26 protein-coding genes, 1 tRNA gene and 2 pseudogenes are annotated in these 26,992 nt (G+C 34.6%); 2 read left to right on the top strand and 27 right to left on the bottom strand.

Features of this window, described 5'->3' with window-relative positions:
• Positions 1-18: 18 nt before the first annotated feature.
• Entirely contained in the window at positions 19-174 is a 156-nt protein-coding gene (locus ACZ47Z_RS02365) for a DUF3173 family protein (RefSeq protein WP_117498799.1), read from the top strand.
• 35 nt (positions 175-209) lie between these two features.
• Positions 210-1,399 (top strand): annotated as a pseudogene (locus ACZ47Z_RS02360) (site-specific integrase).
• A gap of 533 nt (positions 1,400-1,932) precedes the next feature.
• Here ACZ47Z_RS02360 and ACZ47Z_RS02355 read toward each other — a convergent pair.
• From ACZ47Z_RS02355 to ACZ47Z_RS02225, 27 genes and pseudogenes are all read right to left on the bottom strand, one after another.
• Positions 1,933-2,484 carry a hypothetical protein gene (locus ACZ47Z_RS02355; RefSeq protein ID WP_117860672.1) on the bottom strand — a complete coding sequence of 184 codons (552 nt, stop codon included), beginning with the start codon at positions 2,482-2,484 and terminating at the stop codon, positions 1,933-1,935.
• A gap of 42 nt (positions 2,485-2,526) precedes the next feature.
• Positions 2,527-2,625: transfer RNA gene (locus ACZ47Z_RS02350), tRNA-OTHER, on the bottom strand.
• On the bottom strand, positions 2,611-3,411 hold the full coding sequence (locus ACZ47Z_RS02345; RefSeq protein ID WP_054752122.1) for a hypothetical protein: 801 nt from the start codon (positions 3,409-3,411) through the stop codon (positions 2,611-2,613). Before ACZ47Z_RS02345 ends, ACZ47Z_RS02350 begins: the two co-directional genes overlap by 15 nt.
• Positions 3,412-3,599: 188 nt before the next feature.
• Positions 3,600-4,244, bottom strand: a complete 645-nt coding sequence (locus tag ACZ47Z_RS02340) for an ATP-binding protein (protein ID WP_464525827.1) — start codon at positions 4,242-4,244, stop codon at positions 3,600-3,602.
• An 809-nt stretch (positions 4,245-5,053) separates the two neighbouring features.
• Positions 5,054-5,920 carry a P-loop NTPase fold protein gene (locus ACZ47Z_RS02335; RefSeq protein ID WP_464525826.1) on the bottom strand — a complete coding sequence of 289 codons (867 nt, stop codon included), beginning with the start codon at positions 5,918-5,920 and terminating at the stop codon, positions 5,054-5,056.
• 40 nt (positions 5,921-5,960) lie between these two features.
• Entirely contained in the window at positions 5,961-6,386 is a 426-nt protein-coding gene (locus ACZ47Z_RS02330; protein WP_464525825.1) for a P-loop NTPase fold protein, read from the bottom strand.
• A gap of 86 nt (positions 6,387-6,472) precedes the next feature.
• Positions 6,473-7,156: a hypothetical protein gene (locus tag ACZ47Z_RS02325; RefSeq protein WP_054752112.1), complete on the bottom strand. Its 684-nt coding sequence runs from the start codon at positions 7,154-7,156 to the stop codon at positions 6,473-6,475.
• Position 7,157: 1 nt separating this feature from the next.
• On the bottom strand, positions 7,158-7,559 hold the full coding sequence (locus ACZ47Z_RS02320; protein ID WP_054752109.1) for a hypothetical protein: 402 nt from the start codon (positions 7,557-7,559) through the stop codon (positions 7,158-7,160).
• Positions 7,549-8,001 (bottom strand): DUF4869 domain-containing protein, encoded by a 453-nt coding sequence (locus tag ACZ47Z_RS02315; protein ID WP_054752108.1) that lies wholly within the window; start codon positions 7,999-8,001, stop codon positions 7,549-7,551. Before ACZ47Z_RS02315 ends, ACZ47Z_RS02320 begins: the two co-directional genes overlap by 11 nt.
• A 48-nt stretch (positions 8,002-8,049) precedes the next feature.
• Positions 8,050-8,253, bottom strand: a complete 204-nt coding sequence (locus ACZ47Z_RS02310; RefSeq protein WP_157050412.1) for an argonaute/piwi family protein — start codon at positions 8,251-8,253, stop codon at positions 8,050-8,052.
• A gap of 91 nt (positions 8,254-8,344) precedes the next feature.
• Positions 8,345-11,494: a type I restriction endonuclease subunit R gene (locus ACZ47Z_RS02305; RefSeq protein ID WP_464525824.1), complete on the bottom strand. Its 3,150-nt coding sequence runs from the start codon at positions 11,492-11,494 to the stop codon at positions 8,345-8,347.
• Position 11,495: 1 nt separating this feature from the next.
• Entirely contained in the window at positions 11,496-12,770 is a 1,275-nt protein-coding gene (locus tag ACZ47Z_RS02300; protein ID WP_054752102.1) for an FRG domain-containing protein, read from the bottom strand.
• Between the two features lie 281 nt (positions 12,771-13,051).
• Positions 13,052-14,170, bottom strand: coding sequence for a restriction endonuclease subunit S (locus ACZ47Z_RS02295; protein ID WP_083475064.1), 1,119 nt, complete (start codon positions 14,168-14,170; stop codon positions 13,052-13,054).
• Positions 14,160-15,665 carry a type I restriction-modification system subunit M gene (locus ACZ47Z_RS02290; protein WP_464525823.1) on the bottom strand — a complete coding sequence of 502 codons (1,506 nt, stop codon included), beginning with the start codon at positions 15,663-15,665 and terminating at the stop codon, positions 14,160-14,162. The genes ACZ47Z_RS02295 and ACZ47Z_RS02290 overlap by 11 nt, the downstream gene beginning before the upstream one ends.
• Positions 15,666-15,733: 68 nt before the next feature.
• Entirely contained in the window at positions 15,734-15,949 is a 216-nt protein-coding gene (locus tag ACZ47Z_RS02285) for a helix-turn-helix domain-containing protein (protein WP_022360894.1), read from the bottom strand.
• 272 nt (positions 15,950-16,221) lie between these two features.
• Positions 16,222-16,419, bottom strand: a complete 198-nt coding sequence (locus ACZ47Z_RS02280) for a hypothetical protein (RefSeq protein ID WP_054752098.1) — start codon at positions 16,417-16,419, stop codon at positions 16,222-16,224.
• Positions 16,420-16,716: 297 nt separating this feature from the next.
• Positions 16,717-17,652: a ComEC/Rec2 family competence protein gene (locus tag ACZ47Z_RS02275; RefSeq protein WP_173692866.1), complete on the bottom strand. Its 936-nt coding sequence runs from the start codon at positions 17,650-17,652 to the stop codon at positions 16,717-16,719.
• A gap of 13 nt (positions 17,653-17,665) precedes the next feature.
• The gene (locus ACZ47Z_RS02270) at positions 17,666-20,302 is read right to left on the bottom strand and encodes an N-6 DNA methylase (RefSeq protein WP_464525822.1); all 2,637 of its coding nucleotides are present in this window, start codon (positions 20,300-20,302) and stop codon (positions 17,666-17,668) included.
• 107 nt (positions 20,303-20,409) lie between these two features.
• A complete protein-coding gene (locus tag ACZ47Z_RS02265) occupies positions 20,410-21,327 on the bottom strand; it encodes a sensor histidine kinase (protein ID WP_464525821.1) in 918 nt (305 codons plus the stop codon).
• Positions 21,328-21,330: 3 nt separating this feature from the next.
• Positions 21,331-22,176 (bottom strand): ABC transporter permease, encoded by an 846-nt coding sequence (locus ACZ47Z_RS02260; RefSeq protein ID WP_464525820.1) that lies wholly within the window; start codon positions 22,174-22,176, stop codon positions 21,331-21,333.
• Positions 22,169-23,122 carry an ABC transporter ATP-binding protein gene (locus ACZ47Z_RS02255; protein ID WP_054752086.1) on the bottom strand — a complete coding sequence of 318 codons (954 nt, stop codon included), beginning with the start codon at positions 23,120-23,122 and terminating at the stop codon, positions 22,169-22,171. The genes ACZ47Z_RS02260 and ACZ47Z_RS02255 overlap by 8 nt, the downstream gene beginning before the upstream one ends.
• 51 nt (positions 23,123-23,173) lie before the next feature.
• Positions 23,174-23,404, bottom strand: a pseudogene (locus tag ACZ47Z_RS02250) (winged helix-turn-helix domain-containing protein); the annotation flags it as partial.
• Positions 23,392-23,550: a hypothetical protein gene (locus ACZ47Z_RS02245; RefSeq protein WP_464525819.1), complete on the bottom strand. Its 159-nt coding sequence runs from the start codon at positions 23,548-23,550 to the stop codon at positions 23,392-23,394. The pseudogene ACZ47Z_RS02250 and the gene ACZ47Z_RS02245, both read right to left, overlap by 13 nt.
• Before the next feature lie 485 nt (positions 23,551-24,035).
• Positions 24,036-24,227 carry a hypothetical protein gene (locus ACZ47Z_RS02240; protein WP_054752085.1) on the bottom strand — a complete coding sequence of 64 codons (192 nt, stop codon included), beginning with the start codon at positions 24,225-24,227 and terminating at the stop codon, positions 24,036-24,038.
• 3 nt (positions 24,228-24,230) lie between these two features.
• Positions 24,231-25,067: a hypothetical protein gene (locus ACZ47Z_RS02235; RefSeq protein ID WP_173790759.1), complete on the bottom strand. Its 837-nt coding sequence runs from the start codon at positions 25,065-25,067 to the stop codon at positions 24,231-24,233.
• A gap of 121 nt (positions 25,068-25,188) precedes the next feature.
• Entirely contained in the window at positions 25,189-25,338 is a 150-nt protein-coding gene (locus tag ACZ47Z_RS02230) for a hypothetical protein (protein WP_167549867.1), read from the bottom strand.
• Between the two features lie 23 nt (positions 25,339-25,361).
• Positions 25,362-26,393, bottom strand: coding sequence for a ParA family protein (locus ACZ47Z_RS02225; protein WP_464525818.1), 1,032 nt, complete (start codon positions 26,391-26,393; stop codon positions 25,362-25,364).
• Positions 26,394-26,992 lie beyond the last annotated feature (599 nt).

Below are 26,992 nucleotides of genomic sequence, written 5' to 3'. Positions count from 1 at the left end.
ATATTCGTATGATAATTCATTGAAGAGTGGACATCGGCAGACATCATAAGAAAAGCAAAAAAACTTATGATTGAAAAAGGGCATACTTATTACCAATCCCGTAAATTGGACAGAGTACCCAAAGAAGCCGTGGAAGAATTATTAGGGATTACATTATCAGACACAAACGATTGATTGTACTTCTTGCATATCATGTAAGGAGTGAAATCATGGCAAAAGCCCCTATTAAGAAAGCAGATAACGGAACTTATTATTTCAGAGCTAATTTAGGCTACAATCCCATTACCGGAAAACAGATACAGAAATACCGAAGTGGATTCAGAACGAAAAAAGAAGCAAAGGAAGAATATTCAAAACTGGTGTTAGCTTCTACCGAAGAATTAACAACAAAAAAGATGGCGTTTCTTTTCAGCAATTTATAGAAGAAACCTACCTGCCATGGTATAAAACACAGGTAAAAGAAAGCACTTATCTTAATCGTGCTACTACCATCAAGAAACATTTTTCCTATTTCTACAAAATGGAAACAGACGAAATCGAACCTATCCATGTTCAAAACTGGCAGTTGAAACTTGCAAAAGATTTTAGCCCTAATTACATTCGTATCGTACAGGGAATGCTTTCTATCGCATTTGACAGAGCTATTGTTCTTGGAATTGCGAAGAAAAATCCTTCTCGTATGATAGGCAATATCAAAAGCAAGAAAACCAAAGTTGATTTCTGGACATTAGAAGAATTTCAAAAGGTTATTTCCTTACTCTGTAAGAAAGACTATTATGAACATTATCTGTTTATATCGTTCTGGTTATTATTTATGACTGGTATGCGAATTGGCGAAGCGTCAGCATTACATTGGTCAGACATAGATTTTGAAACAGGCTTGCTTAGCATTACCAAAACATTATATTACCGAACAATGACGGACTATAAATTCGTTGAGCCGAAAACACAGGCAAGTATCCGTACTATTTATATTGATTCAGATACACTCAATGAGCTAAAGGCTTGGCAAAGTGTTCAACAACAGGTTCTTCCCGATTGTCCACTTGTACTAAGTTATAACGGAACTCCAACCAGTAAAACAACGCTTCCCAGAGCTTTGGAAAAGTTGTCAAATTTAGCAGGTGTTCATCGTATTAAAATTCATGCCTTGCGACATTCACACGCTTCATTGCTTATCAGCATGGGCGAAAATCCTTTACTTATCAAGGAACGTTTAGGACATGAAAAAATACAGACAACACTCGGCACTTATGGTCATCTGTATCCAAATACGAATCTTGAAGTTGCTAAAAAACTGACTGGAATATTACAAGTACAATCTGCTACTGAAAGCATTGCTAATTATACCAGCAATCAACATACAGCAATCTATCACAGAACAGTTGAAGAAAAATAATGCAATGAAAATGCAATCCTATAAAGGAAAAGCTGTAAAACCCTTGTAAACAAAGGCTTTACAGCTCAGCTTCAACTATTCAAACTCGCAGAGTCTGGTTTGATTCAGATTATTTCAATACAGTTATCTATACTATTGTGTATTGATAAGTTGTACCTTTTCCACACGTTATTTTTCGTTTCACATATTTTTAGTACCAATCCAGTACCATTGCTATATTGTCATTATTGTGTGTAGTTCTGGTGGCTTGCAGGTTTGTTTACTATTCAGAAAATAATAATCTGATGGTTTGCAAGTCAACCTATGGAAATTATAATCTCCAGACGATGTTTCTGCAACTAGAAATTTTGTGGTACTAATTGGCAGTACCACAAAATTTCTATGTACTGAATAAAATCAATTGCCTTTGCAAGATTTCTCTTAACTTGTCTGCTCAGGTATACTTTACTTTCTGCTACAATCGTCAGTAAAAATCTGATAAATCATGCCTTTTGCTAAATTACTATTTGTTTCTATTGTTATTTATATAAACTTCACTTATATTTTAGTCGTTCTCTTAAAAATGGCTTGATGGAATATGCTATCAAACCTCTTATCTTTCTATGCTGCTGTTCTGTAATCTCACTCTTATTTCTTTTATTGAACATATCCAACATAAACTGATAATCATTTGTTCCATCATACCTATTATATTTATTGGGTGCAAATGCTCCTTCTTCATACAATGCATATAGTAATTTCTTCGAAAAGTACTTTGAAGTTAATTCTATTCGTTCCCCTCTTTCCATAGCATGCGCTAAACGATACATATCCATTTGAACATCTACTTCATAATCTAAATCATCTCGCTCAAATTTTTCTATACAAGAAGATCCTATCGGGTATAAACTTCTACCTGTTTCTCTATTTCTAATCGTAAATAAGTATCTCAGATTCTCTTTTCCACATACACATTCTGATGCATGTTCCTCATCTTCTTCACAATCAACAATATCCCATTCCCGCACTGCTATTTCCCAATTATCCGTTGTAGATGCTTCTAAAACACGTTTAATTAAGTTTTGATAATAAGAACTCGCCATCATTAACACCTCTCTCCTGCGTTTTCGTTAGTAATATCTATAAAAAGACCCGATGTGGATTCGAACCACATCTTTCCCCTTCATAAGTGCACTGTTGCAAATGCACTTATGAAGGGGGACGCCCTACCATTAGACTATCGGGTCAATAATCATGCTAATAAGTTTTGGTATTTGCTCTATGAACTCTTCATCCACCTTATACAAGGTCTTTATGTACGAGCAAAGCGCTTTCTCTTGACGGTTTTTACTATATTTCCGCCATTTACTTATTTGCTTATCTGGAATATCCAAAGCTATTTTTGTATAATCATAAGCCATTTTCTCAAAAATGTATGTTGCCAATTCAACACAAGATCTAGAAAACATAACAAAATCATCGAATGATATTTCTTCATATTTATTTGGTGCTACTAGCTTTGAAAATTTAGCCTCGGTCTTAAAATTATACTTTTGTAATTTACGATATTCTTTTTCATGAGAATCAACCTCACATAAATCATGAACCGAAGTATTTCTTATCAGTCGATAGTATTCACATAACTCATACAAAGGTTTCATATCATCAGATAAGTTATTACCACAAATATTTCTGACTGCACATGATAAATATGACTCTTCTTGAATTCTCGGTTTATATTCATTCTTTCCGTATTTATTTATCTGCCGGCATACATCTTTCAAAAATGTTTCAAAACACAAATGAACATTAACAATATAACTTCTGCATATTTCGCAAACCATCGAATCTGCATCATAATTTGTCAGAGTTACTGCATATTCTGTTGCTAACTTCACAAATGTATCCCTTTTCTGTATCTCGTTTTGATGTTCAACCACAAAACACCTTTTTGACAATTCAACAAACTGATTAATTGCACAATATTTTCCCAATACATCTTTAAAATTATTTAGTGCATTCTTCTCATACATTTTATCTATTTCCTAATAAACCGGCCTGATAATCTTTCTCGAAATAATTTCCAATTCCTTTTGCTTATGTCCATGATTTTGAACCTCCTCAGTCTCAAATCTCGAGAAACTTCATTGAGACTAACTTCGGAATATTCTTGAGTAAAAGTTTGGGTGTCACATTGAGTGCCAAATTTACTGTCATTTACCTACCTAATTTCCCATTTACCAACATTATCTGGCCCTTTTCGTTCTATGATATCTTTATCCTTTAATTCTGATATATATCTAGCAATTGTTCTATCTGTGACATCTAAGGCTATTCTTAATTCATCAATAGAAATATTCGGGTTTTCGGAAATCATTTTTAGGATCTCACATGCTTTAGTAAGCTTCTTCTTAGAATACTCTGGCATTAACTGCTTCATTTTTTCTTCCGAAATTTCTATGACATTTTCCATGACATTTTCTATGACATTTTCATTCACCTGTGTTGCATAATTAGTGCCATAATTCAGATTATACAAAGTCAATGTAAAATCATCATTATCTGCATCAAAGACTGGCCTCTTGGTCTCGTCAAATTCAACCTGACCCTCGTAGTCTGCCAATATTTTCTTAAATCCACTACCTCTACGCTCCATGTACTTCAAGCGGCTGAATATATCAGCTAATATCGGATTTCTTCGCTTTGATGGAATTTTCAATAAATCTTTTCCCTCTAAAGATATTCCGCCTACCATTCCACCCGGTGAATATATTTCAATTCTGTCATCAAACATATCTATATGGACTTCGCTGCCTATCTCCATATAATTTCTATGAATCAATGCATTTACTACCCCTTCAAGCACTGCTCTATCCGGATATCTTGTACAGACTATTAATGCTCTGTATCTGCAATTACTTAAAATGCAGAAAACATTTACCGAATGCTGTGAACATCAAGCTTTAAACAATCTCCCTACAAGCGATGAAATCAAGGAACTGCAAACCGACTATAACAATATGCTTACAGCCATCATTGATCTGCTTGATTGTGCCAAGTATCTGTGGGAAGGAGAACACCATGAAATAAAATAACCCTTGTTACTTGTTTGGTATGTATGAACCTGATACAAATTCTGTTATTGTTAATGCCATCAATGATACATATACCGGCACGCCTCTTACTATCAGTTGTGAAAAATGCAATTCAGCCGTCTCGCTCGATATACCTGATGATATCGCGTATCTATATCGGCTGGCACAGGAAAGTCCTCTGCTATATGCTGAATTGGCTTGTAAACCTAATGGATTACAGGAATATGTGGATGCTATGAATGAATTTAATTAAGTTTATGTAGCTTCATTATGGTTTTGAACTAATCTGACATCAATTTTAACTTTCTTTTGATTGATATAATAATTCATCGCTTTTTTCGTCGCTTTTTATGCGTTGAAAAAGGCATCGAATTATTCTAATTATACATCTAACTTGGCTTTTAACCTGACATATAATTCAATATGCCAAGTTAAATAACAAATTCATTCCGCTCCTTTAGCTAAATTGCCAGAATAATATTTTCAAGATTTTTTATCAAATCTGCCAACTCTATTTCTTTATAGCCCACATATAAATTAACTAATTTTATTCTGAGATATGAACCTACTGAATTTTAGACTACCATAATATTTTTGCAAATTCAATAAACTTCTTACATTCATCAATATCTACTGTTTGATTAACAGGGTCCATATATAACGTTTTTTTATGTGCCAAAAGCTGATCTAATATATGCCATGCCTCTCCATTGAAATCATTCGAAACCATTATTTCTTCACTATTCATTCCTATTATTCTTGTATGTGTCATAGCAATGTTCTTTTTCTCTTTTAAATATTCAATTATATCTTTAGAAAGATAGTTAACTAGCCCTCCATAGGTCGCATGGTCTATTTCAGGTAGCCAATACAAATCATCAGACCAATCACTATATTTTCCTTCTTTATTAGGTAAAGATATTTTATATTTTATCATTCCCCACATTAATTCAAACCATAAAACTGATTCTGACATTTTCCCTTTAAATGCAAGTGTGTGAATTATATCCAATTTTTCAATTAGCTTATTCAAATTTCGAATGTCAATTTGGCACAAAGTAACTAATGTTTGTAACTCCTCTGCTGCCGCATCCCTTTCCTCAAATTTTTCAAAATAATAATTATATCTTTCTACATATTTAGATTGAAGCTCTCCCACGCCTAATTCCAAATTGAAGCTAATAAATTTTCTCAGATATCTACCTGTATCAACTGCATTTCCAAAGATTTTTTTCACGGAATTCTCAAGTTGTTTACTGTCAACAGCCATAATAACAATTGTATTGGGGATACCCTCAAATAAATGATGAAGTCTCTCAAGAACTTTAACTGCATATTCAGGCATACATCTGTCTAGTTCATCTACAACTATTACAACAGTTTTTATTTCCGACATTCGTTTAAGTTTTTCCCTAGTTTCATCTAAAGTTTTCTTAAATGCAAACATTTGATCAAATTTAAATTTTTGATTATCAATGCCCGTCTTTTCACTTTGAAATGTTTGTTTCTACAATATCAACACCTATTTTATTTTTTACATACTGTCCAGCTACGTCTGTCAATATTTCTTTCGCTGTTTCCCAACCTGCTTTTGCCACTTTGTTAATTCTATGTTCTAGTGAATTTTCAGAGGTCTCTAGCATTGCTGATATTATCGCAACAGAAGGTTCTTCATAATAATCATATTGCCAACAATTATAATGAAAAACATAAAATTTATCATCATAGGTTTCTTCATTAACAACAGGAGATAATCTTCTCTCAAGTTCTTCTAATACATAAGTTTTTCCATATCCCCAAGTTCCATCAATTGAAAATATTTTTCCTTGTTTTAAATCTGACATAGTGTTGACAAGCTGATATAACATATCAATAAATTGTCCTCTATTCAAAACATCAACTGTTTCCTGCATTCACATTTCCCTTTGCTCTTCTGCTAAAAATTTGTGTTATTAATGTATCATTTATTATGCATTATGAAAAATATAGTCTTATTAAACTATTCTTTCAAAGTAATATCTCTCATTAGCCTTTGTACTTTCTCTGACCGTATCAGCATCCTCATCTTCTCATCCCCACTTTCAACCTCAGGCTTACCACACCTAAGATTATCCGTATGCTCTGACACACAACAATCTTTATACCAGCATTCACCCATAAGAGTCCCTTTAACAGACCACTTTTCATTTTGTGTAAATTCACCAACCAATGACTTCATCACACGTTCTGTAGAATATCTCTTAAAACCTGCTATATACTGTAATGTTTTCTCATCATCAATCTTTGATAAATCGATTCTGTGACTCTCAACTGCCGCCAAAACTTTATCACGGATTTTTATTTTATCGGTCTTTCCAGTTCCTGTCCATTCTACCAGCTTATCAAATGCAAGAATCAGGTACTCAAAACAAATCATATCCAGAATTACAATCTTTCCTTCTGACTTATCTGTTATTGATTTCAACATACGATACTTGTTGCGAATGTCCTGATTATCAACCACATAATCAAACGCAACGAAGTATTCATCTCCATCTTCAGTCTCCAAGTCTATTAATGCATCCAGTAAACCCTGATTGCTCCATTTACTCTCAACTACAAGCTCATTGTCAAAGAAAAGCTGATTAACTAATTTCCAGAAGTGAAGCCCTGCACCGGTATCCTCTGTCCATAAATATCTCATATCACAACTCCTCTTCCAGCGTTATCCTGTTATTATCAAACTTCAGCACCTTAAAGCTCTTATCAGATACATTGAGTCCGTCACAATTTCGTAAAAAGAGCATATACTGATTAGACAATTCAAAATTAATGAATCTCCTGACATCATCATTAATCAGACAATCTGCATTATCTATCACAATAAAACTATCTCTACACTGTTTGATTGCTTCTAAAAAATCATCTGATTTGTAGTTAAATAGCTTGATTGCTTTGTATTCGTCTGTCAATCTTATATCTTCCAGCATTTCATAAAGTACTGTTTTACCTGTACCGCTATCTCCACCAACAAGAGTAATCCTGTCATCAAATGTCAAATCATATGAAAATGGAGCTGCTTTAAATGTTATATTCTTATAAATCATCTGCTTCTCTCCTTTGATACTCCTTACTCCACCAAGCATTATATCCTCTGCCACCGGTAACTATATCAGAATCATTAAATCTGATTTTGGCATCATCCGGAATATCAAAAAGCGTTGGTCTTGACATATAAATCTTAATATTATCCATAGTAAAAATGATTCTAAGAACATTCGGACCACATTCCTCAACATTTACCACTTTATCGGGATGCTTCACAATATTAAGTAATGTCTTGCAGCCTGATGATAAATTTCGGATTGTGCCCAAACCATATTTTGTTTCTATGTGCTTGTCTGGTGTCAGCTTAGCTTCATCCACTTGTTGAATCAAATCAATTTCTTTTTGTGACATCTCTTCATTGCCTGTATTCAGGTTGAAGTACAAGTCATTGTGAAATATCCAGTCTTTTGAATTACTTTTTTCTGTATATATATTAATCATGCAGTATCACTCCTTTAAACAAATTTCATTCTTGATTATTGATAATACTTACATAAAATATCTAAAATTATAAGGTCTGTCATAAACCACTAAATCTTGCTTAGCAACGCGTGACAATGCTTTAGCAAAATCCAATGTTACAGGTAATATTTTATATAATCCATCACCACTATTCCAATTCATTTTAGTAAGCATTAAAATTTCATTGACTAATTCCAGTGCTGATGATTTTCCCATAAATCTTTTTATCATATTAGATATCACTCAGCTATCATCTTTTGGTGTTCCATAGCTAAAAATTTTAGTCAGTTTGTCTAATATATCTTTATACTCTGTACCGTGGTTATTTCTTCTCTCCATATGTTGCTGTGCTTTCAGCAACCATCATGGGCGCATAATTTAATTCAGCATATGATATTGATTTGTCTCGAAAGTTTACAACCTTTTCTTCTCCCATATCATTATTATCCGTCCAAAGTTCGCACTGAGTCATAACAGTCTGGACTGCATCTTCCATACCTTCTGGCGGATACTTATGCTTTTTCAGCAGTTTCTTTATAAGCATACGCATTTTTGCTCTTGCTGATTCTCGTTTCTGCCAGTCAATTGTTTTGTTTCTTCGAAGAGTGTCTGCAAGTTCTTTTGTAATTGCTATCAATTCTTCATTTTCATAGAAATCTTTTATTGCCTGTGGCTTCGTTAATGCATCATAGAAGGCAAGCTCATCAGCAGTAAGCCCAAGCTTGTCGCCTTCCTTTTTGGCTGCTACAATCTGTTTTGCAAGATTTAGCATTTCCTCAATAACTTCTTCATTTGTCAACATACCATTAAGATACGCATTAAGCGAACGCTGCATGATTTCACTAAACTTCTCAGATTTAACTACATTAGTTCTGCGATATACTGAAACCTGTTCTGCAATTAATTTTTTCAGAAGTTCAACCGCAAGATTCTTCTCTTTCATATTAGCAACTTCTTCAAGAAACTTCGGATCAAACAGTGAAAATTCCTCTTTTATATCTGAGAAAAGATTGATAACACCGTCACTCTTAATACTCTGCTTTAAAAGCTCATTTATCCTTGCATTCATTTCTGGAAGAGAAATCTTCTTGCCAACTCCCGTATTTGTAAGTCTAAGGACAAGAACACGCACCGATTCAAAGAACGCTGCTTCAAATCGACTTCCTTCATCAACAAGTGAAGAACAAAGCGACAATGCTTGATGCAACATAAGTGCTTCTTTTACAAATGAGTCCTTATCATCCACTTTCTCTCTGTCCATAATAAAGTTGACTGCACCACTGATAGTTTTTGCTCTTTCAAGGTCTGTTCCACCTGTAAACTTCGAGTAATCATATCCGTGGAACATATCCCGACAGACTGAAAGCTTTTCCAATAACTTCGGATATGCTACCTTTGCAACATCAGTATCACCATAATTCTTTTTATCACGAGAAGTATAATCATTCATTGCCTGTTTCAATGCAGACGCAATTCCAACATAATCTACAACAAGTCCGCCTTCCTTATCACGAAACACACGATTTACACGAGCGATAGCCTGCATGAGATTATGTCCAGACATTGGCTTATAGACATACATAGTTGCAAGTGAAGGAACATCAAAGCCTGTCAGCCACATATCAACAACAATTGCTATCTTCATAGGGCTGTTATTATCTTTGAATTTCTTAGCAAGTTCATCCTTATGATGTTTATTGCCAATAATTTTTCTCCATTCTTCCGGATCATTATTACCAGAAGTCATAACAACTCCAACCTTCTCAGTCCATGCAGGACGAAGTTCTAAGATACGCTTGTATATCTTCATTGCAATAGGACGAGAATAAGCAACAATCATTGCCTTTCCTGTTAAAAGATTCTCTCTGTTATTCTCATAATGGTCAAGAATATCACAGACAAGTGAATTGATAGTATTATCATTGCCAAGAACAGCTTCCATCTTACCAAGTTCACGCTTGCTTTTCTCAACTACTTCTCCATCAGCATTTTCAGCCATAATGTCATATTCACTATCAATCAACCTAAGAGTATCTTCATCAAGGTTAAGCTTGATAACCCGGCTCTCGTAATAAACAGGTCTTGTTACTCCATCCTCAACTGCCTGTGTCATATCATAAATATCAATATAATCACCAAATACTTCACGAGTACTGCGGTCTTTTGATGAAATAGGAGTACCTGTAAATCCTATATATGTAGCATTAGGCAACGTATTTCTGATAATTCGTGCTGTTCCAATTTTTATCTTACCAGTTTTGGCATCAACAGTTTCAGCCAATCCATATTGTCCCCTGTGTGCTTCATCCGCCATAACGATAATGTTGTTTCGCTCCGACAATGCTTCATGAGATTCTTCAAACTTCTGCATTGTAGTAAAGATAATACCATTTGCCTGTCTGCCAGCAAGCAAAGACTTTAAGTTTTCTCTACTTTCAGCATGTATCGGCTCTTGTCTTAAGAATTCTTTACACTTTGCAAATTGCCCATAAAGCTGATCATCAAGATCATTTCTATCGGTGATAACAACTATCGTTGGACTATCCAATGCTTCTTGCAACAAATGTGCATAAAATACCATAGAAAGTGACTTACCACTTCCTTGTGTATGCCAGAACACACCGCCCTTACCATCCGTAACAGTAGCACGTTTGGTGGATTCAATTGCTTTTCTGACTGCAAAATACTGGTGATATCCGGCAAGAATTTTGAATGAGTTAATACCCTCATTTGAAAAACAAATGAAGTTCTTTATAATATCAAGAAGTCGCTCTTTGTTGAACATCCCCTCAAAAAAAGTATCAAACTGTGCAAACTGTGTATTCTCATAATCTCCATCTTTAGTTTTCCATTCCATAAAACGGTCTTCGCCTGAAGTGATTGTACCTGCTTTAGATGTCAGTTGGTCGCTCATAACGCAGATAGCATTATAAATAAACATAGATGGAATTTCTTGCATATAATTACGAAGCTGCCTATATGCTTCTGAAGCATCCGTTTCTTCACGCGAAGGGGACTTCAACTCAACCAATACAACCGGTAAGCCATTTAAAAAGAGAATTACATCCGGACGCTTATTACTATTTTCAATGAAAGTCCACTGATTCGCTATGATAAATGAATTATTGTCAGGATTTTTGTAGTCAACAAGATAAACGATAGAGGAACGCTCCTCACCATCTACAAAAAATCTAACTGGAATGCCATTTTGCAGATAGTCCATAAATGCAGCATTTTTCTGCACAAGTTCTCCATTTTCAAAATTTTTAAGCTTAAATAAAGCATCCTGAATGGCATCATCAGGAAGATCTCTGTTAAGACGATACAGAGAATCAAGCAAAACATCCTCATATAGCGGATTGTAAAAATCTCTTTCTATATCCGGACCATAAACATATTCATAGCCTAAATCATTTCTAAATAGCTCTATAACAGAATTTTCATAATTAGCTTCCGTATAATTAGCTGACACTTTATTCACCTCTCTCATCCGTTGCTGTAATAAAATCTTCAACCATTTGTTTTAATAATGCCACAATCTGTTCTGCCTTTTGCTTCGCAACATTCCTAGGTTGACATTTTGTAAAATAATATCCTGTAATAGACATATTTATTTTACTGAGTATTGGATTACGCTTATACCAATCAACAGTAAAATGCTCTTTTATTATGTTTAATACTTCCCTAACATCTTCTTCACCTATAATATCTTTAAATTGATCATCGAAATTATCAAGAATGTATTGTTCAAGTTCCGGTTGTTTTACACCTATATCCTGCTTATTGCTTGCAGACTCTTCTTCATATTTTGTAAAATCTGTAACAGGATTAACCAGATTACGATTTGCATATTTTATGTAACTTAATTGATGCTCTAATTCAGGAAACAAAGTAGCCTCATTTATGTTATACAGATCTAGTTCCTTTAAAATATTTTCTTTATCTTCTCCTGAAATATAAAAACATGTATCGCTAAATTCTTCTTTTAGTTTTCCCTTTGCTTTTGATATAACAGAATTCTTGACTTCATTCTCTTTATTAAAAGAAAATAGGCTTGTCAGTAAAAATACTCCACTTTGCTTTCTCAATCTTTCATTTGTATAAGTTGGCATTACCATGTAGTTATTTTGTATTATTTTTACAAACTCTCCGTAATTTACTAACCAATTATCCTTTGTTCTTTCGTCTATAATCCGGTCATGATATAGTCTTTCAAGAACATCAGACAAAGTATTTTCTTTTTCCAAATCATAACTCGCCAAGGCAGACACGATTTGAATTTCAATATCTGTGGATTGAGATGAGTAGTATTTGTCCGTGTAATAAATCACTCCATATGGTTCTTTTTCCACTTCTCCATCTTCTGTAACGTATTTTACTGCACCATGTTTTTTACATGCGAAGTAGAGGGCAACCAACGGATTCGTAGTCAAATCCAAAAGACGAGTACACATCCCATAATGCTGGTACTTCGTCATAATATCAAACATCGAATTCAAGTCCCTAAATTCTGTTGGTGACTTCTGCAATGGTATCTGCATCAATTTATGTTCAATGCTTAACATATCATCTCTAAATATGCTCGGCTCAATATCCCAAAATTCAGTCTCCTGACCTCTGAAATATAATTCAGTAGAAGTTCCGTCTTGAGCTTCCTTAGTCTCTTTTACCTGTCTTATCATTTCAATAAAAGAACTAACTGAATCAATCAATGTTATATTAGATTCATCAATTTCTTTATATGCCACTTTATCTACTCCTTTGCAAACTAAACGATTATCCCTTGAAGTGTTTTGGCTAGCAGCGCACCACCTGCCAAATTAGCGCTCATAGTATATAAAATATCAAAATTTACACATACGAATTCTTTCACTTTACTTCCCATTGCGTCACCTCCCTTCGCTTTTATCACTATCTTGACAACAGATACAGTAAATAAGACTACAAGCGATGAAATAGCAATTGGTGCAACTACCCCTTGCACTGCAAGCCAAAACACTTCAAGTATGGTAAACAATAATTTAGCGGATTAAAGGTCGATGTCGGAAACATCAAGCTCGCCAGACATTAAACGAGGAAGCAAGGTATCACGAATATCCTGCAAACGGCAATTTTCATCGTAATTATTGCGAATGGTTAAATCCATCGGTGCTACAATCCTTTCAAATTCGTCCAAAATATCATCAGGCGGTATAAAAATTGGCATATCATTCAACGAATTACGATTGATAGAACCAAAAACCGTTCCCTCGCCATTGAAAACATCTAACTGTTTTTTGAGAGAAAACATCGTGTAAAGAACAAAGGATTGATGGTGGGATTTAGAATGAATGGCAGCAAGTCCACGACCAATGCAGCAATCCATATGAGCGACATTTAAGTCGCCTACCGGTGCTCGAACGCTCATCAAAGTATCATTTGACCGTGCCATTCGTTTAGGTTCAGTGGTGTATAGACGAACTGACGGAAATCTAAATCCAAATTCCGCACGACCTTGAAAGAAAATTGTGCCAGTTCCGTCCTCGTTATAGCTACTGCCACTTGGCGACTGACCCATTGTAATATCAGCAATATCACTTAAAGTGCCTTCTGCCCAATCAGAACGAGCATTATCTATAAACATTTGCTGATAGATTGTCTGAGCTTGCTGCTCTAAATTATTGTTTATCGTAGAATTCAGTTCTATTTTTTCATCTAAGCTCCTCAAAACACTTGCTATTTTTCTTTGAGTATCTATATCAAATATCGGCACTTCATATTGCATTATTGAAGTCTTATCGCCTCTTGGCATTTTTGTGCCTTTTGAAGTCGCCATTGAATAGGCAAAAAAATCATCATTAGCAAGTATATAGTAGAGGAAATCTCCATCTATGTTTGAATTTCCTTGAAATACTAAAACATCATTTGAACAACCACCATCACATTTCGCTTGCCATATTTTTTTAAAATATGGTCTGATGTTAGATACAAGGATATCTCCTTTTTTATATTCCTGAGTTAACTGAACTGTGGGAAGAGAGCTTGCCTCCGTAACCCCTCCTTTATTTGGCAACATATTTTCAGTAGATATATATGTTTTCAAGGTAAGTTTTGACACATCAACTTTCCCCTTACGAAAAACGCAAATATCCGACAACTTACATTTCATACCCAATCGCCCCCAGTTTCTTACGAATTTCTTCTTCCAATTCATGAGACTTTGCAAACATATCTGAAAGCTCTGATGTAAGGCGTGTCATCTTTTCTTCAAATGGTTCTCCGTCGTCCTCGACTTCTTCAATACCAACATATCTGCCCGGTGTCAGAATGAAGTCCTGCTTTTCGATTTCCTGAAGGTCGCAGGCAGCACAGAAGCCTTTGACATCTTCAAGCGTACCTTCTTGGAATGCCGTAAATGTATCTGCCAGCTTTTGAATATCCTCATCAGTAAAATCCCTGTGCTTACGGTCAACCATATACCCCATCTTGCGGGCATCAATAAACAGGGTTTTACCTTTTTGCTTTTTGTTTTTGGTAATAAACCAAAGCGTAACAGGAATGGTAACGCTGTAAAAGAGCTGAGTCGGCAGAGCGACGATACCTTCCACAAGATCAGCCTGAATAATGTTCTTTCTGATTTCTCCCTCGCCGCTGGACTGAGAGGACAACGCACCGTTAGCAAGTACAAGACCGATTTTCCCGTTCGGTGCAAGGTGGTGTATCATATGCTGAATCCACGCATAGTTAGCATTTCCTGCTGGCGGAGTTCCGTATTTCCATCTAACATCGTCTTTTAGCTTATCTTGTCCCCAGTTAGAAAGATTGAATGGTGGATTTGCCATAATAAAATCAGCTTTAAGCGTTTTATGTAAATCATTGAAAAAAGTATCTGCCTGATAAGGTCCAAAGTCCGCATCAATGCCACGAATAGCCATATTCATTTTTGCCATCTTCCAAGTATCAGCATTAGACTCCTGACCATAAACAGCGATTTCTCCACGCTTGCCGCTGTGTGCCTGAATAAACTTTGCGCTCTGAACAAACATACCACCTGAACCACAACATGGGTCATATACACGACAATTTTTGAATGGTTTCAAAATAGCAACGATTGTTTTAACAATACTTGCAGGAGTATAGAACTCGCCACCCTTAACACCTTCGTATGCCGCAAACTGTTGAATACAATACTCATATGTTCTGCCAAGAAGGTCTTTGCTTTCTTCTGTATCGCCCATATCCACATTGGTAAAAAGATCAACAACCTCGCCTAATACTCGCTTATCCAAATCTGGACTTGCATAATTCTTTGGAAGCACATTTTTAAGAGTTGTATTTTCCTTTTCAATAGTTCTCATTGCATCGTCTATAACAGTGCCGATTTCTGGAGTATGTGCTGCAGAAGCAATTTTGCTCCAACGGGCATCCTCTGGTACAAAGAAAATATTATCTTCCGCATATGCATCCTTATCATCTTCAAAGCCATCCCCCTCTTCAACAAGCTGTTGATAGCGTTTTTCAAATGCACTTGATATGTAACGCAAAAAAATAAGTCCTACGATAACCTTTCTGTATTCTGCTGCCGGAATGTGTCCCCAAAGAACACAAGCCGCATCCCATATTTGTTTTTCAAAACCAATGTTAGCGTTATTTTGAACTGCCATTTATAAATTCCTTTCTATTAGTAACTTGCTATATTTATCTGCACATGCTTTTTCATTTTGCAATATCACTATCGTTCTATTTCCACAATATCATCAAAGCCACATTTCAATTCAACACAGATCCTTGCCAAAATATCTAACGATACTTGTTGGTCGTTGTTCATTTTTGTAAATGTACTTGGTGCTATCTGTGTTTTCTTTCTCAATTCAGTTTTCGTCATATCCCTATCAATTAACAATTTCCATAAAGGTTTATAAGTTATTTTTACTTGATTTTCTGACATGTTATTTCCTCCGATTATCACGTCAAATAGTCCTTTTATTTTTATTATATCATTAAATTTTCGCTTACACAATTATATTTTTTGAGTTCTCGAAATCCCTTGAAATCATACATATAATCATCCCTGGAAAAAGTCGAACAAAAGATTCATCTTCCTCTACCACTATTCTACATTCTGTCTTCCACCTTTTCCTTATCAGCATCTCTACTAAGATTTTCCTCGTAAATCCTCTGAAACTCTTCATAAAGCTCATCTCCATCCTACTTTATCCCCTATCTTTTCATCACATCCGAGAACTCCCTCATACCGCCACTTATATCAACATCCCTGTCAGCAACAATCTCCTCATTCTCCGACACCGCATGATAAGCTGTATACAAATCTTCTTTCATAATGCCATCAGCAAGTTGCAACTGCCTCTTAATCTCCCTTTTTCCCGCTTCAACTCGTCCAGTTCTTCCACATGCCATATCTAATGAACCTCATTATTCCATCTGATAACAGAACCAGAATAGAACCAGAACAAAAGCAAAGAGACCGGAAATGCCCTGTTTTCAAGGCTTTCCAGTCTCTAAATGTGCCAAATTTTTTATTCAAACTCGGCTCCGTCGCAGCAAAACTTAACGGAATTAATTAAGTTTTCGCTTACAATAAGCCTTATTTTTATTTCTATTACATAATTTCCATTGGCTTTCTGATGAACTGTTACCAGAATGTTGCCAATAAACATTATACTACTAAGAGCAACTAACTAAAGCACACTATTATTATCCATGACATGCAATATGATTTAATAATGATGTATTATCTGTTTCTGTTCTAATTTCATACGTAGTATCAGTTATTACAATCTCAATATCTCCATAACATTTTCTCTTAAATTCATTCAAATTACAATGACAAAGACTTGTAAACTCTGTACAGTAAATATTTATCTGTTTGTCTTTTAAAAGCTCAATTGTTTGCTCTTCAGGATGTTTATATTTCTGATTGTCTCCAGATGATATTATAGCATCTTTTGGATTTAACACGGTTAGTATTCTTTTTAATCCCATTCCATTTTTTTCATCATAAAAAGCTCCATGATGTGGCATTTTTAATACGTCACATCTCAATTCCGGTATTCTGTCTATTAACTTTTGCCACCCACTTTCTTCTAAATCCCCAGAAAAAAGAACATTACAAACATCATTTTCTAACAAGCATACAATTGAAGTATTATTTGTATCATTTTTTAAATATGCTTCTGTAGATTCAGCCACATTAGGATATATCAAAAATAATTTCGATTTATCGTTTGAAATCAATTCCCTTTTTTGAACTGAAGTATCATTCTGTCCCATCAGCAATGTTATTCGCTGCTTCTGATAAATTTCTATAAATTTTTTTAATATTAGTTTCATGGTCTTAGTTGGTTGTCTTTTATCTAGATTAAAACATATGTTTTTAACAATACCTACCGCCATATATTTTTCCAAAAAATCATTTACACCTCTGCAGTGATCTGCATCTGAATGAGAAATAATTATCAAATCAACAACCTTAATCTTGTGACTTGTTAATTCCGTTAATAACTTATCAGAATCTACAATATCTACAATAACAACATTTTCATTCTCTGAATGACCACTATTTAAATATATTATAGAGCTATCGCCATGCCCAACATCTAGAAACTTGACTCTTTGATTCTCGCTTTCCATTATTATCCTCCTGTTACTCAGAAATTTTTTTACTCAATAACTCAATAATTTCTTCATCATCAAGGTACGAATACATTAATGGTTTAATATCAAAAAGCTTTCCCTCATGATATTTGGCTGAAAATTCTGTTCCCCTTCGCAAAAACCATCCTGGCATTGATTTTTCAATCTTTATCTCCTGTTCTCCAAATTCTGCCAGATAAACAGTACAATACATCTTTTCGATATCAATTTCTTCTACCTCTCCTGAAACATTATGATACTCCTTAAGTTCAACATTTGCTGAGGTCAAATTATCTCCATCTCTTGTATAAACTTCAAACAATTTTTCTATTTTCTCTTTCTCGCCCTGTTCTAAATTAAAAGCTTCAAAAATTATGTCATCAATTGTTTTTTGAATTTTCTCAACTTTTTCCTTATCCTCCGATGTACAAGCCTCCTTTATACTCATATAACATTGCTCTATCTTGCTAATCTGCACATCACTAAATTCCGGTACGGGTATGCTACGCACTACATTAGTTGTAAGGGTTCTTTTCACACACTCCCTACGCACATATGCATTAATTAGTTTGCTATTTATCAATGCACAGAGGACATAGTTAGATACTTTCTTGTCCTCAGAAATTAACACAAAAAAGGAATGACTAGGATAATATCCATCTTCATCTACTAGGGCATTAATACAATTTATTTCTCCTGGAGTCGAAGACATTTTTACCAAAATCTTATTAGAAGCCGCATATATACTCTCGTAATCTCTACGTAACCTCAATCCTTTATAATCTTTTTTTATTTTCTTTTCTTCCTCCTCAGACATATGATAATCAAAGAAACACACATTATCTCGCATTTGAGGTGATATTACATATTTTCTAAAATTATTTGCATTAGCAATATAAGGAATCCATCCATCAAATTGCATTCGTGAAAAATTATAGTTTGATGGAAACATAATTCCCATAACATTTTGCGTGATATCTCCAATAGTTTTCTTTCCTTTTATAATTTTTTGGAGTATATCTTCTACAGGAGATACACTAATTTTATATTTTGGTTCATTCTTCCAACGTTTTTGTATATTAACAAAGAATTCAAAATCCCATTTACGTTGTTTAAAATAACTTCTAATAGATTCTTTATTTCTTACTAATACCTTTATTTTTGTTAATTTTTCATCTTCCACCTTCTTTTTCTGAGCAATTATAACTATTGTCGAACAATTGTTTTCAAAAATCTGCCCTGGCAACATCCAAAGTTCTATAATATCAAATTCATTCAGTAACTTTTCTCTTTGAGATACAGAACTATCATTTTGCAGAAAACTTTCAGGCAAAATAATACCTATAAATCCGTCATCATGTAGCCACTCTAAATATTTATCCAAAAACGCAGCTGCCTTCTGTTTTTTCTGACTATTTCCCCTAACTTCTTCATACGGTGGATTACCTAATATAACAAACGGAACTTGTATTTTAGATTTGTTTATGCGAAGTAAATCTCCCGCATGAATATTCCATTTATTTCCATATGGTAAACTATATAGAAGTAAAGATAGCCTTGCCACTTCTGATGCAAATTTATCTATATCATATCCCTCTATCATCCTTTTCAAATAATTATGCCTATCGATCTCTGTCTTTTCATAACTTACCAATTCCTCTAGTCTTTTACATGCACTCAAAAGCAAACTGCCAGATCCACATGTTCCATCCAATACATATCGTTCATCAACAGGGATACTTTCAAAGGGAATACTCCAAACTATCTCTTGACTTAATATTCTTGGAGTATAATAAATTCCAAATTCTTTTCTAATAGTTTCAGCTTTTGTTTCACTAAGTTGCAATAAAGTGGATTCATAAAAATATCCCAATAATTCATGATCAACACTTTGATAATTTATACTTCGATTTAAATCATTGTATATTTCAATAAGCAATCCCTTTCCATACTTGAACATCAACTTATCACTAAAATAATCTTTGTATGTTTGTGATAAGTCAGTAAGTAACTCAAACAAATCTGGTACTTTTTCATCTGGCTTTATCTTACTATTAATAATTAAAGCAGAAATTACATGCATTGTAATACTTGTTATATTATTTAAGTCTTGACCATTAATATTTTTTCTCTTTTTCAAATACTTTTTTGCTGCAATTAACCCCTTTTCAAATTCTTCGCTTAATATCTTACAAGTTGCCTTTCTTGAAAAATCAATTAATCCTGATGCTTCAAAAATATTAATCTGCCTATATCCCATTTTAGCATCTATCAGATTATCTGACATAAATTCAAATCTATTTTTTTCAAAATATAAGTGAATAATATTTTCTTCATTGTCATTTAAAAGCGTTATTTTCTGCGGTGCTATATTCCAAACTCGCACATGCCTATTTTTTGAAATAATAACAATCGGTGTCGCTAAATATTTAGCACCATCTAAATATTTAGTTTCCTCATTATCATCTATCACCTCTTGTACAGCTATACATGAAGTTGAAACATCCTTAAGATATCTATCACTAAATGCAACATAATCAAACCTAATAGCGGAGGTACCATCAATTTGCACTGAATAGTTTTCAGAAAAATGTTCATTACTATATCCCAATGTGCCAAGCATATTCTTTATGTAAACACTTTTCATCGTTACACCTCCTTGAAATATTGAACATAAATCTACTTTACAACTTAATTAATTATAGCACATATCTATGCATAATTCTATCTTTTTGAGCCTTTTGAACAACTTCCCTATTGTCTCCCCATTCCATCTGTTACAATCAGAAATCTCATTTCAACAATAAATTCTTCTTTCTCTATCTTTGCTTCAATCTCTCCATCCATCCGACTAACCAACTCCTTTGCAATAGATAGTCCCAATCCAGTAGATGTTTTACTTCTGGCAACATCTGCTTTGTAAAATCTCTCAAACACATGATCTATATTAATCTGTTCCGGATATGTAACCTGATTGCTAATTCTAAGCACTGCCTGATTTTGATTACGCTCCAACTCAATACTAATCTTCTTTTCTCCATGATCCAGCCCATTTTTTATTACATTTTGGATAACACGGCGAAGCCCTTGCCTGTTTCCATGTATATACAACTGTTCTTCCGTAATCTGAATATCAGGCTGAATTTCCATTCTTACCCAGTCATCATAGTATGAAAAAACAGTTTCTTTCATTATCCGGTTAATACAGCAAGGCGTCAATTCCAAATTATAAGATTCGTTTTTTAACTTTGTAAATGTAAAAAGTTCTTCCAGCATTTCATTCAGACTATGTATTCTTTCGTGGATAATGCCTAGATAACGTTTCTGATCCTCCACATTTTCACATTCTTCCATAAGCTGGAAATATCCATCCAGAGATGTCAATGGGGTTCGAATATCATGAGAAAGATTTGTATAAGTATCCGCAATCAGAGTTTCTTTCTCTTGATACTGCTGCTTCTCTTTTCTCCGCAGTTCCAGAAGTTCATTCAACCTGTCTGAAAGCGTTCCTATTCCTCCCATATCAAATTCACGATTAATCAACATGTTACTGTCATGTTTCATCAAAAACGCCAATTGGCGGCAGATGTCTTTCACCTGCCGCTGGTATTTCCACATAATAATAAATTGTAAAATAATAATTCCTGCTAATATCCCAATTACGATATACATCCGTTAAATATCCCTCTTTTGAAAAACAACGCTACTAACAGATATCATTATAACAATGAACACCATTGCTACACCGAATGCTGCCAAGCACTCATTTCCACTTGGATTCATAGGAAGCAGTGATAATTTTCCAGTTATCGTATACTTATAAATCTGAAAATTCTGAATTCCTATTTTTTGAATAGCACTGTTGACCACTCCATACACAATGGTCATTACATTCATAGTAAGACAGACAGCAATGACCATGCTGATTACATTATTTTTCAAAATAATTGCAATCGCCATACAAATCAGCACAAGTGCATAATGAAGAGCCAGCTCCGCCACAAAATAAGATAAAATCGCTTTTGTATTTCCCCATTCCAATTTCCCGAAAACAATACAGTTCGCCGCTGCCTGAAATAAGAATGCCCCGGTCATTGTCAGTACCGTAAAGACAGACAATGTAATTGATCTGGAAAAAATCAAAGATCCCCTATTTCCAACCTGACCTCCAATATTTTTAATATAGCCGCTGCTGATATCCGCTGTTGAAAACAGAACAGTAAAAATCACCAAAAGCAGTGCATACAATTTCCCTTGGGAATTGGCAAAAAAGATATCATATACCGTCACCTTTTCTCCCGGCTCCGTAGGCAGCGTTACCATCATTCCCACATTAATATTATCCACAGTAGGTTCAGTAACCTGCTCCTGTTTCATGGCATCCTTTTCAGTCAAAAGCTCATAATCTGTCTTGCATAAAAATGTTGTAATCAATAATATTGCTGCCAGTACGATCCAGATTACATACATACTTTTGGTTTTAAGCATCCGGTATAAATCCATTTTTATTATATTAAGCATGATCCGCACCTCCCGTCAGATTCAGAAAATAAGTTTCCAGTTCTTCACTGGTTATGGAAATCCCTTTTACCGGAATTCCTGACTTTGCAAGTTCCATATTCAAAACTGCACTTTCATTCAATCGTTCAAAAATATGAATATGTTCTTTATCTGTTACTTGAAAGTTGGTAAATCCCATGGAATCCAGCACAGGAATCGCCAGTTTCGGATGATCCAATGTCAACTCCATACGTTCACTGCATCTCCTCATTAATTCTTCTCTTGTAATTTCCTGTAATAAACTTCCATTATGAATAATTCCATAATCAGTAGCAATCTTCGATAATTCCTCAAGAATATGACTGGAAATGCATATTGTCATATTCTTCTCTTTCTGAAGTCTCTGAATCGTATCCCGGATCTCTGCAATACCCTGTGGATCCAATCCATTGATTGGCTCATCAAGAACTAATAAATCTGGTTCTCCAACCAAAGCAAGACCAATTCCCAAACGCTGTTTCATTCCAAGTGAAAATTGTTTTGTTTTTTTCTTTCCCACATCCTCCAGACCGATAATTCTCAATATTTCTTCAATATAACTTTTTTTCTTTATTCCAAACAGCTTGCATTTGATATTCAGATTTTCATATGCAGTCATATTTCCATAAAGTCCCGGTGCCTCAATCAGACATCCTATCCGTGATCGAACTTTTTGCAAATCCTTTCCCTTGTGTCCGAACATCTCGATTTCTCCACAAGTTGGCTTGGAAAGTCCACTGATCATCTTCAGACAAGTTGTCTTCCCAGCTCCATTCCGACCGATAAAACCATAAATAGCACCTTTTTTTATATGCATATTGACACTGTCCACAGCTTTATGGTGTCCATATTTCTTAGTCAAATTTCTTGTTTCCAATAACATTTCGCTCAAGTTTTTCATCTCCTTTTTCTTATCTGCATTTATCATAAAGGAATAATCCTAATCAAACGCAAATAAATAGTAAAAAAAGAGTAAAGATTATAGATGAAGACGATAACCGATTCCCCAGACTGTTTCAATATATTCCTCAGATGTAACTGTTTTTATCTTTTTACGAATATTGCTTATATGTACATCCAGAGTTTTTGTTTCACCCATATATGGTTCGTCCCACGCATATTCAAAAATGTCCTCTTTACTGAAAACCTGCTTCGGATTTCTGAGCAGTAATTCTAAAATCGCAAACTCCTGTCTTGTTATCTTAGGAAGTATTTTTCCACCAATGCTGGCCTGAAAAGTAGCTTTGCCTCAGTTCCGGAAAACGCCTGCTCACAGGAATAGCCCGCTTTGGATAAAGCTTCCTGAAGCAGATTATTGATATTTGTATCATCTTCTACAATCAGTATTTTCTGCATGATAGTTCTCTCCTCTATTTTACACTGTGAAAACATTATTTTCTTGCATTATACGCTTTTCCCTTTTTTCCCGCAATTACTCCCCACAGATCCCCGGAATTCTCCAGTACATAACATACTTTTTGTTCCAGCTGAACTTATAATTTTCAGTATTGCTGTGCTTCCAAGATGCATATATCACTTTTTCCTTACCATTATGCCTTCATTTCTCCATCAGTGCTTTCGCAACCCTTATCCCGCCCACAAATAGAGCCAAACTAGAGCCATTCGATAAAACAAATGCCGGAAACCCGCATAAATACAGGCTTTCGGCATTCTAATCCGTTATTCAAACTCGGCTCTGTTGCGTCAAGGCTTAACGGAATTTATTAAGGTTTTGCGCACAATATACCAAATTTTTATTTCTATTACATAATTTCCACTGGCTTTCTGATGAACTGTTGCCAGAATGTTGCCATGAACACAATATAAAAGCTTTATACTATTTAACGTCTGCGAAATATATCTTCAACTAATTTTTTATTATTTGTTTCTACCACTTCGCCTATACCTTCAATTAACAAATCAACTAACTTTGTAATATAGACATTATCAATATAATATTTCAAATCTGGATCCGTTTCAATTTTTTCTTGTAAAATTCTTTGAACCCTAAATTTATCTATTCCCTTATTCATATCTTAGCCCTCATACAGCAATATGACTTGTTTGATTAACAAAGAAAGCATCTCTATTGTTTGTTTCTGAACATTAATCCAATTATCATATCGTTTCCTTACCTCAATAATACTTTGAGTACATTCCGCCTTTTGAAATATTTGCGCATTAATAGTATTTCTAAGAGTATCATTTAAAGACTTATCACTTCCTATTTCCATTGCTTCATGATAAATATCTATATGTCTATTGCTCAAAATATCCCGTGATATAACTTCTCCAATGTTTATGATAGTACATGGACTCAAACCATTATCAACTAGCACAGAATTTAAAATATCTTTTATTTCATCATTCACAATCCCTCTTATCTCTTGATATTCATGTATTGAATTTTCCAATTTATCCATTTGTTTCCTCAATAAATCAGGGACCTCTAAGTATCGAGTATCTGCCTTTATTCTACTCCATGCTGAAAATTGCGGATGAGGTAATATTGTTTGCCTATCTTTTTTAAATACTATATAATTGGGATATGGATTCTGTTCCAGAATACTATTTTGAATATCGACCAATTCATCATATAATGGACTATAAATTACATTTTTCCGTTTTATATTTTGCACTGCACGTTGCTGCTTTGAATTTACCCATACGGATCCCATCAAAGAGAAAACGCCACCTATTATTGCACCTAGAAGTGTTCCTAAAACGCCAAACATTGTCGGATTATTTATAACAAGCTCCTTATTAATACTTTTACAAAGCAAAAACAATATTACAAACAAGATTCCTAATTCTGAAACAATTATGATTTTTTTATGTTTTTGCAAAAATACTCTAGCCTTTAATAAATTCATAAATCAATTTTTTTCCTTATCTCTCATCATGCTTCATTCCATGGTTGGTACATATCCTCAAATCTCTCTAAGTCTAATATACTCTTTTTTCTGATAGCGTTGCCATTATGTTACTATCAAATCACTTTCCTCGCTCCGCCTCTTTCCTTATTGTTCCTATTTTTTTGTCACTCCGCGTATCTCGTCCATCCTTATTCCTAATTGTTCCTGGCGGAAGTCCATGTTTCTTTTCAAATGTTCCAACGGTACAATCACTTCTTGTTTTTCTCATTTCAGTTTCTCATCTCTCTAGAATTATAAATCCTTATTCATTCTTCTTACAATTAAATTAATATTTTTTATATAATTTTGTCTGTATTCTTCTCTCACTGCAACCCGTTTTCCCATTACTTCTAAGCGCCCAGCTTTCAACTTTTGAAAAGGGCAACCTCGTGCAGCAGCAACAACACCTGTTGTCTGAAAATCTCTTACATCAATAATTCCGTCTGTTATACAGTCAAATTCAAAAATACTAGGATATGTTTCCAACAATGACACAATATCTTTGTCAATTTCATTTAAAACTGTCGCATATGCTGAAGCAGCCCCCATATATTGCGTTAATCTATTTTTTAGTACCATATAGACTTTTGGCAAAGGCATATTTACTTCTTTCAATTTTTCGGCAAAAGCATATTTGCTATAAATTTCTGATGGCAACTTCAATCCATATATCAAAGAAAATGCATTCTGGATTGCCCGTCGAGATGAATCATCAGCCATTACAGGTAATATTACTTTTGTTGATGTAGCAATTGCAATCTGCGTGTACATCGAAAAGCTTGGATTTGCATCTAAAAACACCACATCATACTCGTTTTCAATTGGTTGAATAAAATCATTCAGCCAATTGATAATTGCCACCCAAGTATTCGTTCCCGGAATCTGATTATTAGCTAATGTAGAAATAGCATTAGACTGTAATTCTAACATAGCATCACCACATAGCAAATCAATATTTTCATCAATGTATTCATTATATTGATGTGGTTTTGTTAAATAATCTTTGGGATTAAAGGTTGGCGCACTATACGGAGATGGCAAACGCATTTGGAAATATCCTCCAATTGTAGCTCTCGGAGTCGCCCCCTGTCTCATTAGTAAAATAGCGCTGCCACCTTGATTTAGCCCTCCCAGTAACAATTCCGATAAATTTGCTTGTGGACAAACATCAATAACTAGTATTTTTTTCTCTTTATTTTGATTTGCATACTCAGTCAATAATTGAAATGCTAATGTTGTTTTTCCTGTTCCACCTTTATTATTCCAAAATATGACTCTTTCCACTCCACTGTCCCCCTCTTTTCATTTACCTGTATATATTATACGTCCATTCATGTATATTGTAAAGTACATTTTGTACATTTCAATGTATCATTTGAACCTCGTTTTGTGATAGTAATATAATAATACAGATATGACAACCATACATTCTCAAATATTATTGTATCTTAATATACACTCTGTTATAATCATCCCATAGTGCTACCATGCACGGTAGGCGGTTAGTCCTTCTCCAGAGGGACTGTGACCCTCTGTTTACATAGAAATCCCCAGACTATCTGCGGAAATCTTGCTAAAGGAGGGAATGCTAATGTTGACTCTCGAAGGTCTGATTGCTGTTATCAGCTTATGCTTAACAGCCTTTGGACTTGGTTACGCAATAGGATGCAATCACACAAAAAAATAACCGCCCCAGCCTCGCAAACTGTGAGGTGACCCCAAAAAGTTAGACTTTTATTGCGTAACAGATTTTGTCTGTTACGCATTTTTTATGCAGCCAAGAGGCTAAGCCTGTATTGAACAGGACTCATGCCTTTGACTGCTTGACCTGTAAAACATCCATTACTTCTTCTGCAGTCAGAAACCCATTCTTTAATTCAGAC

Source organism: Mediterraneibacter faecis (assembly GCF_055383675.1).
This window is presented reverse-complemented; position numbering and strand designations above follow the sequence as displayed.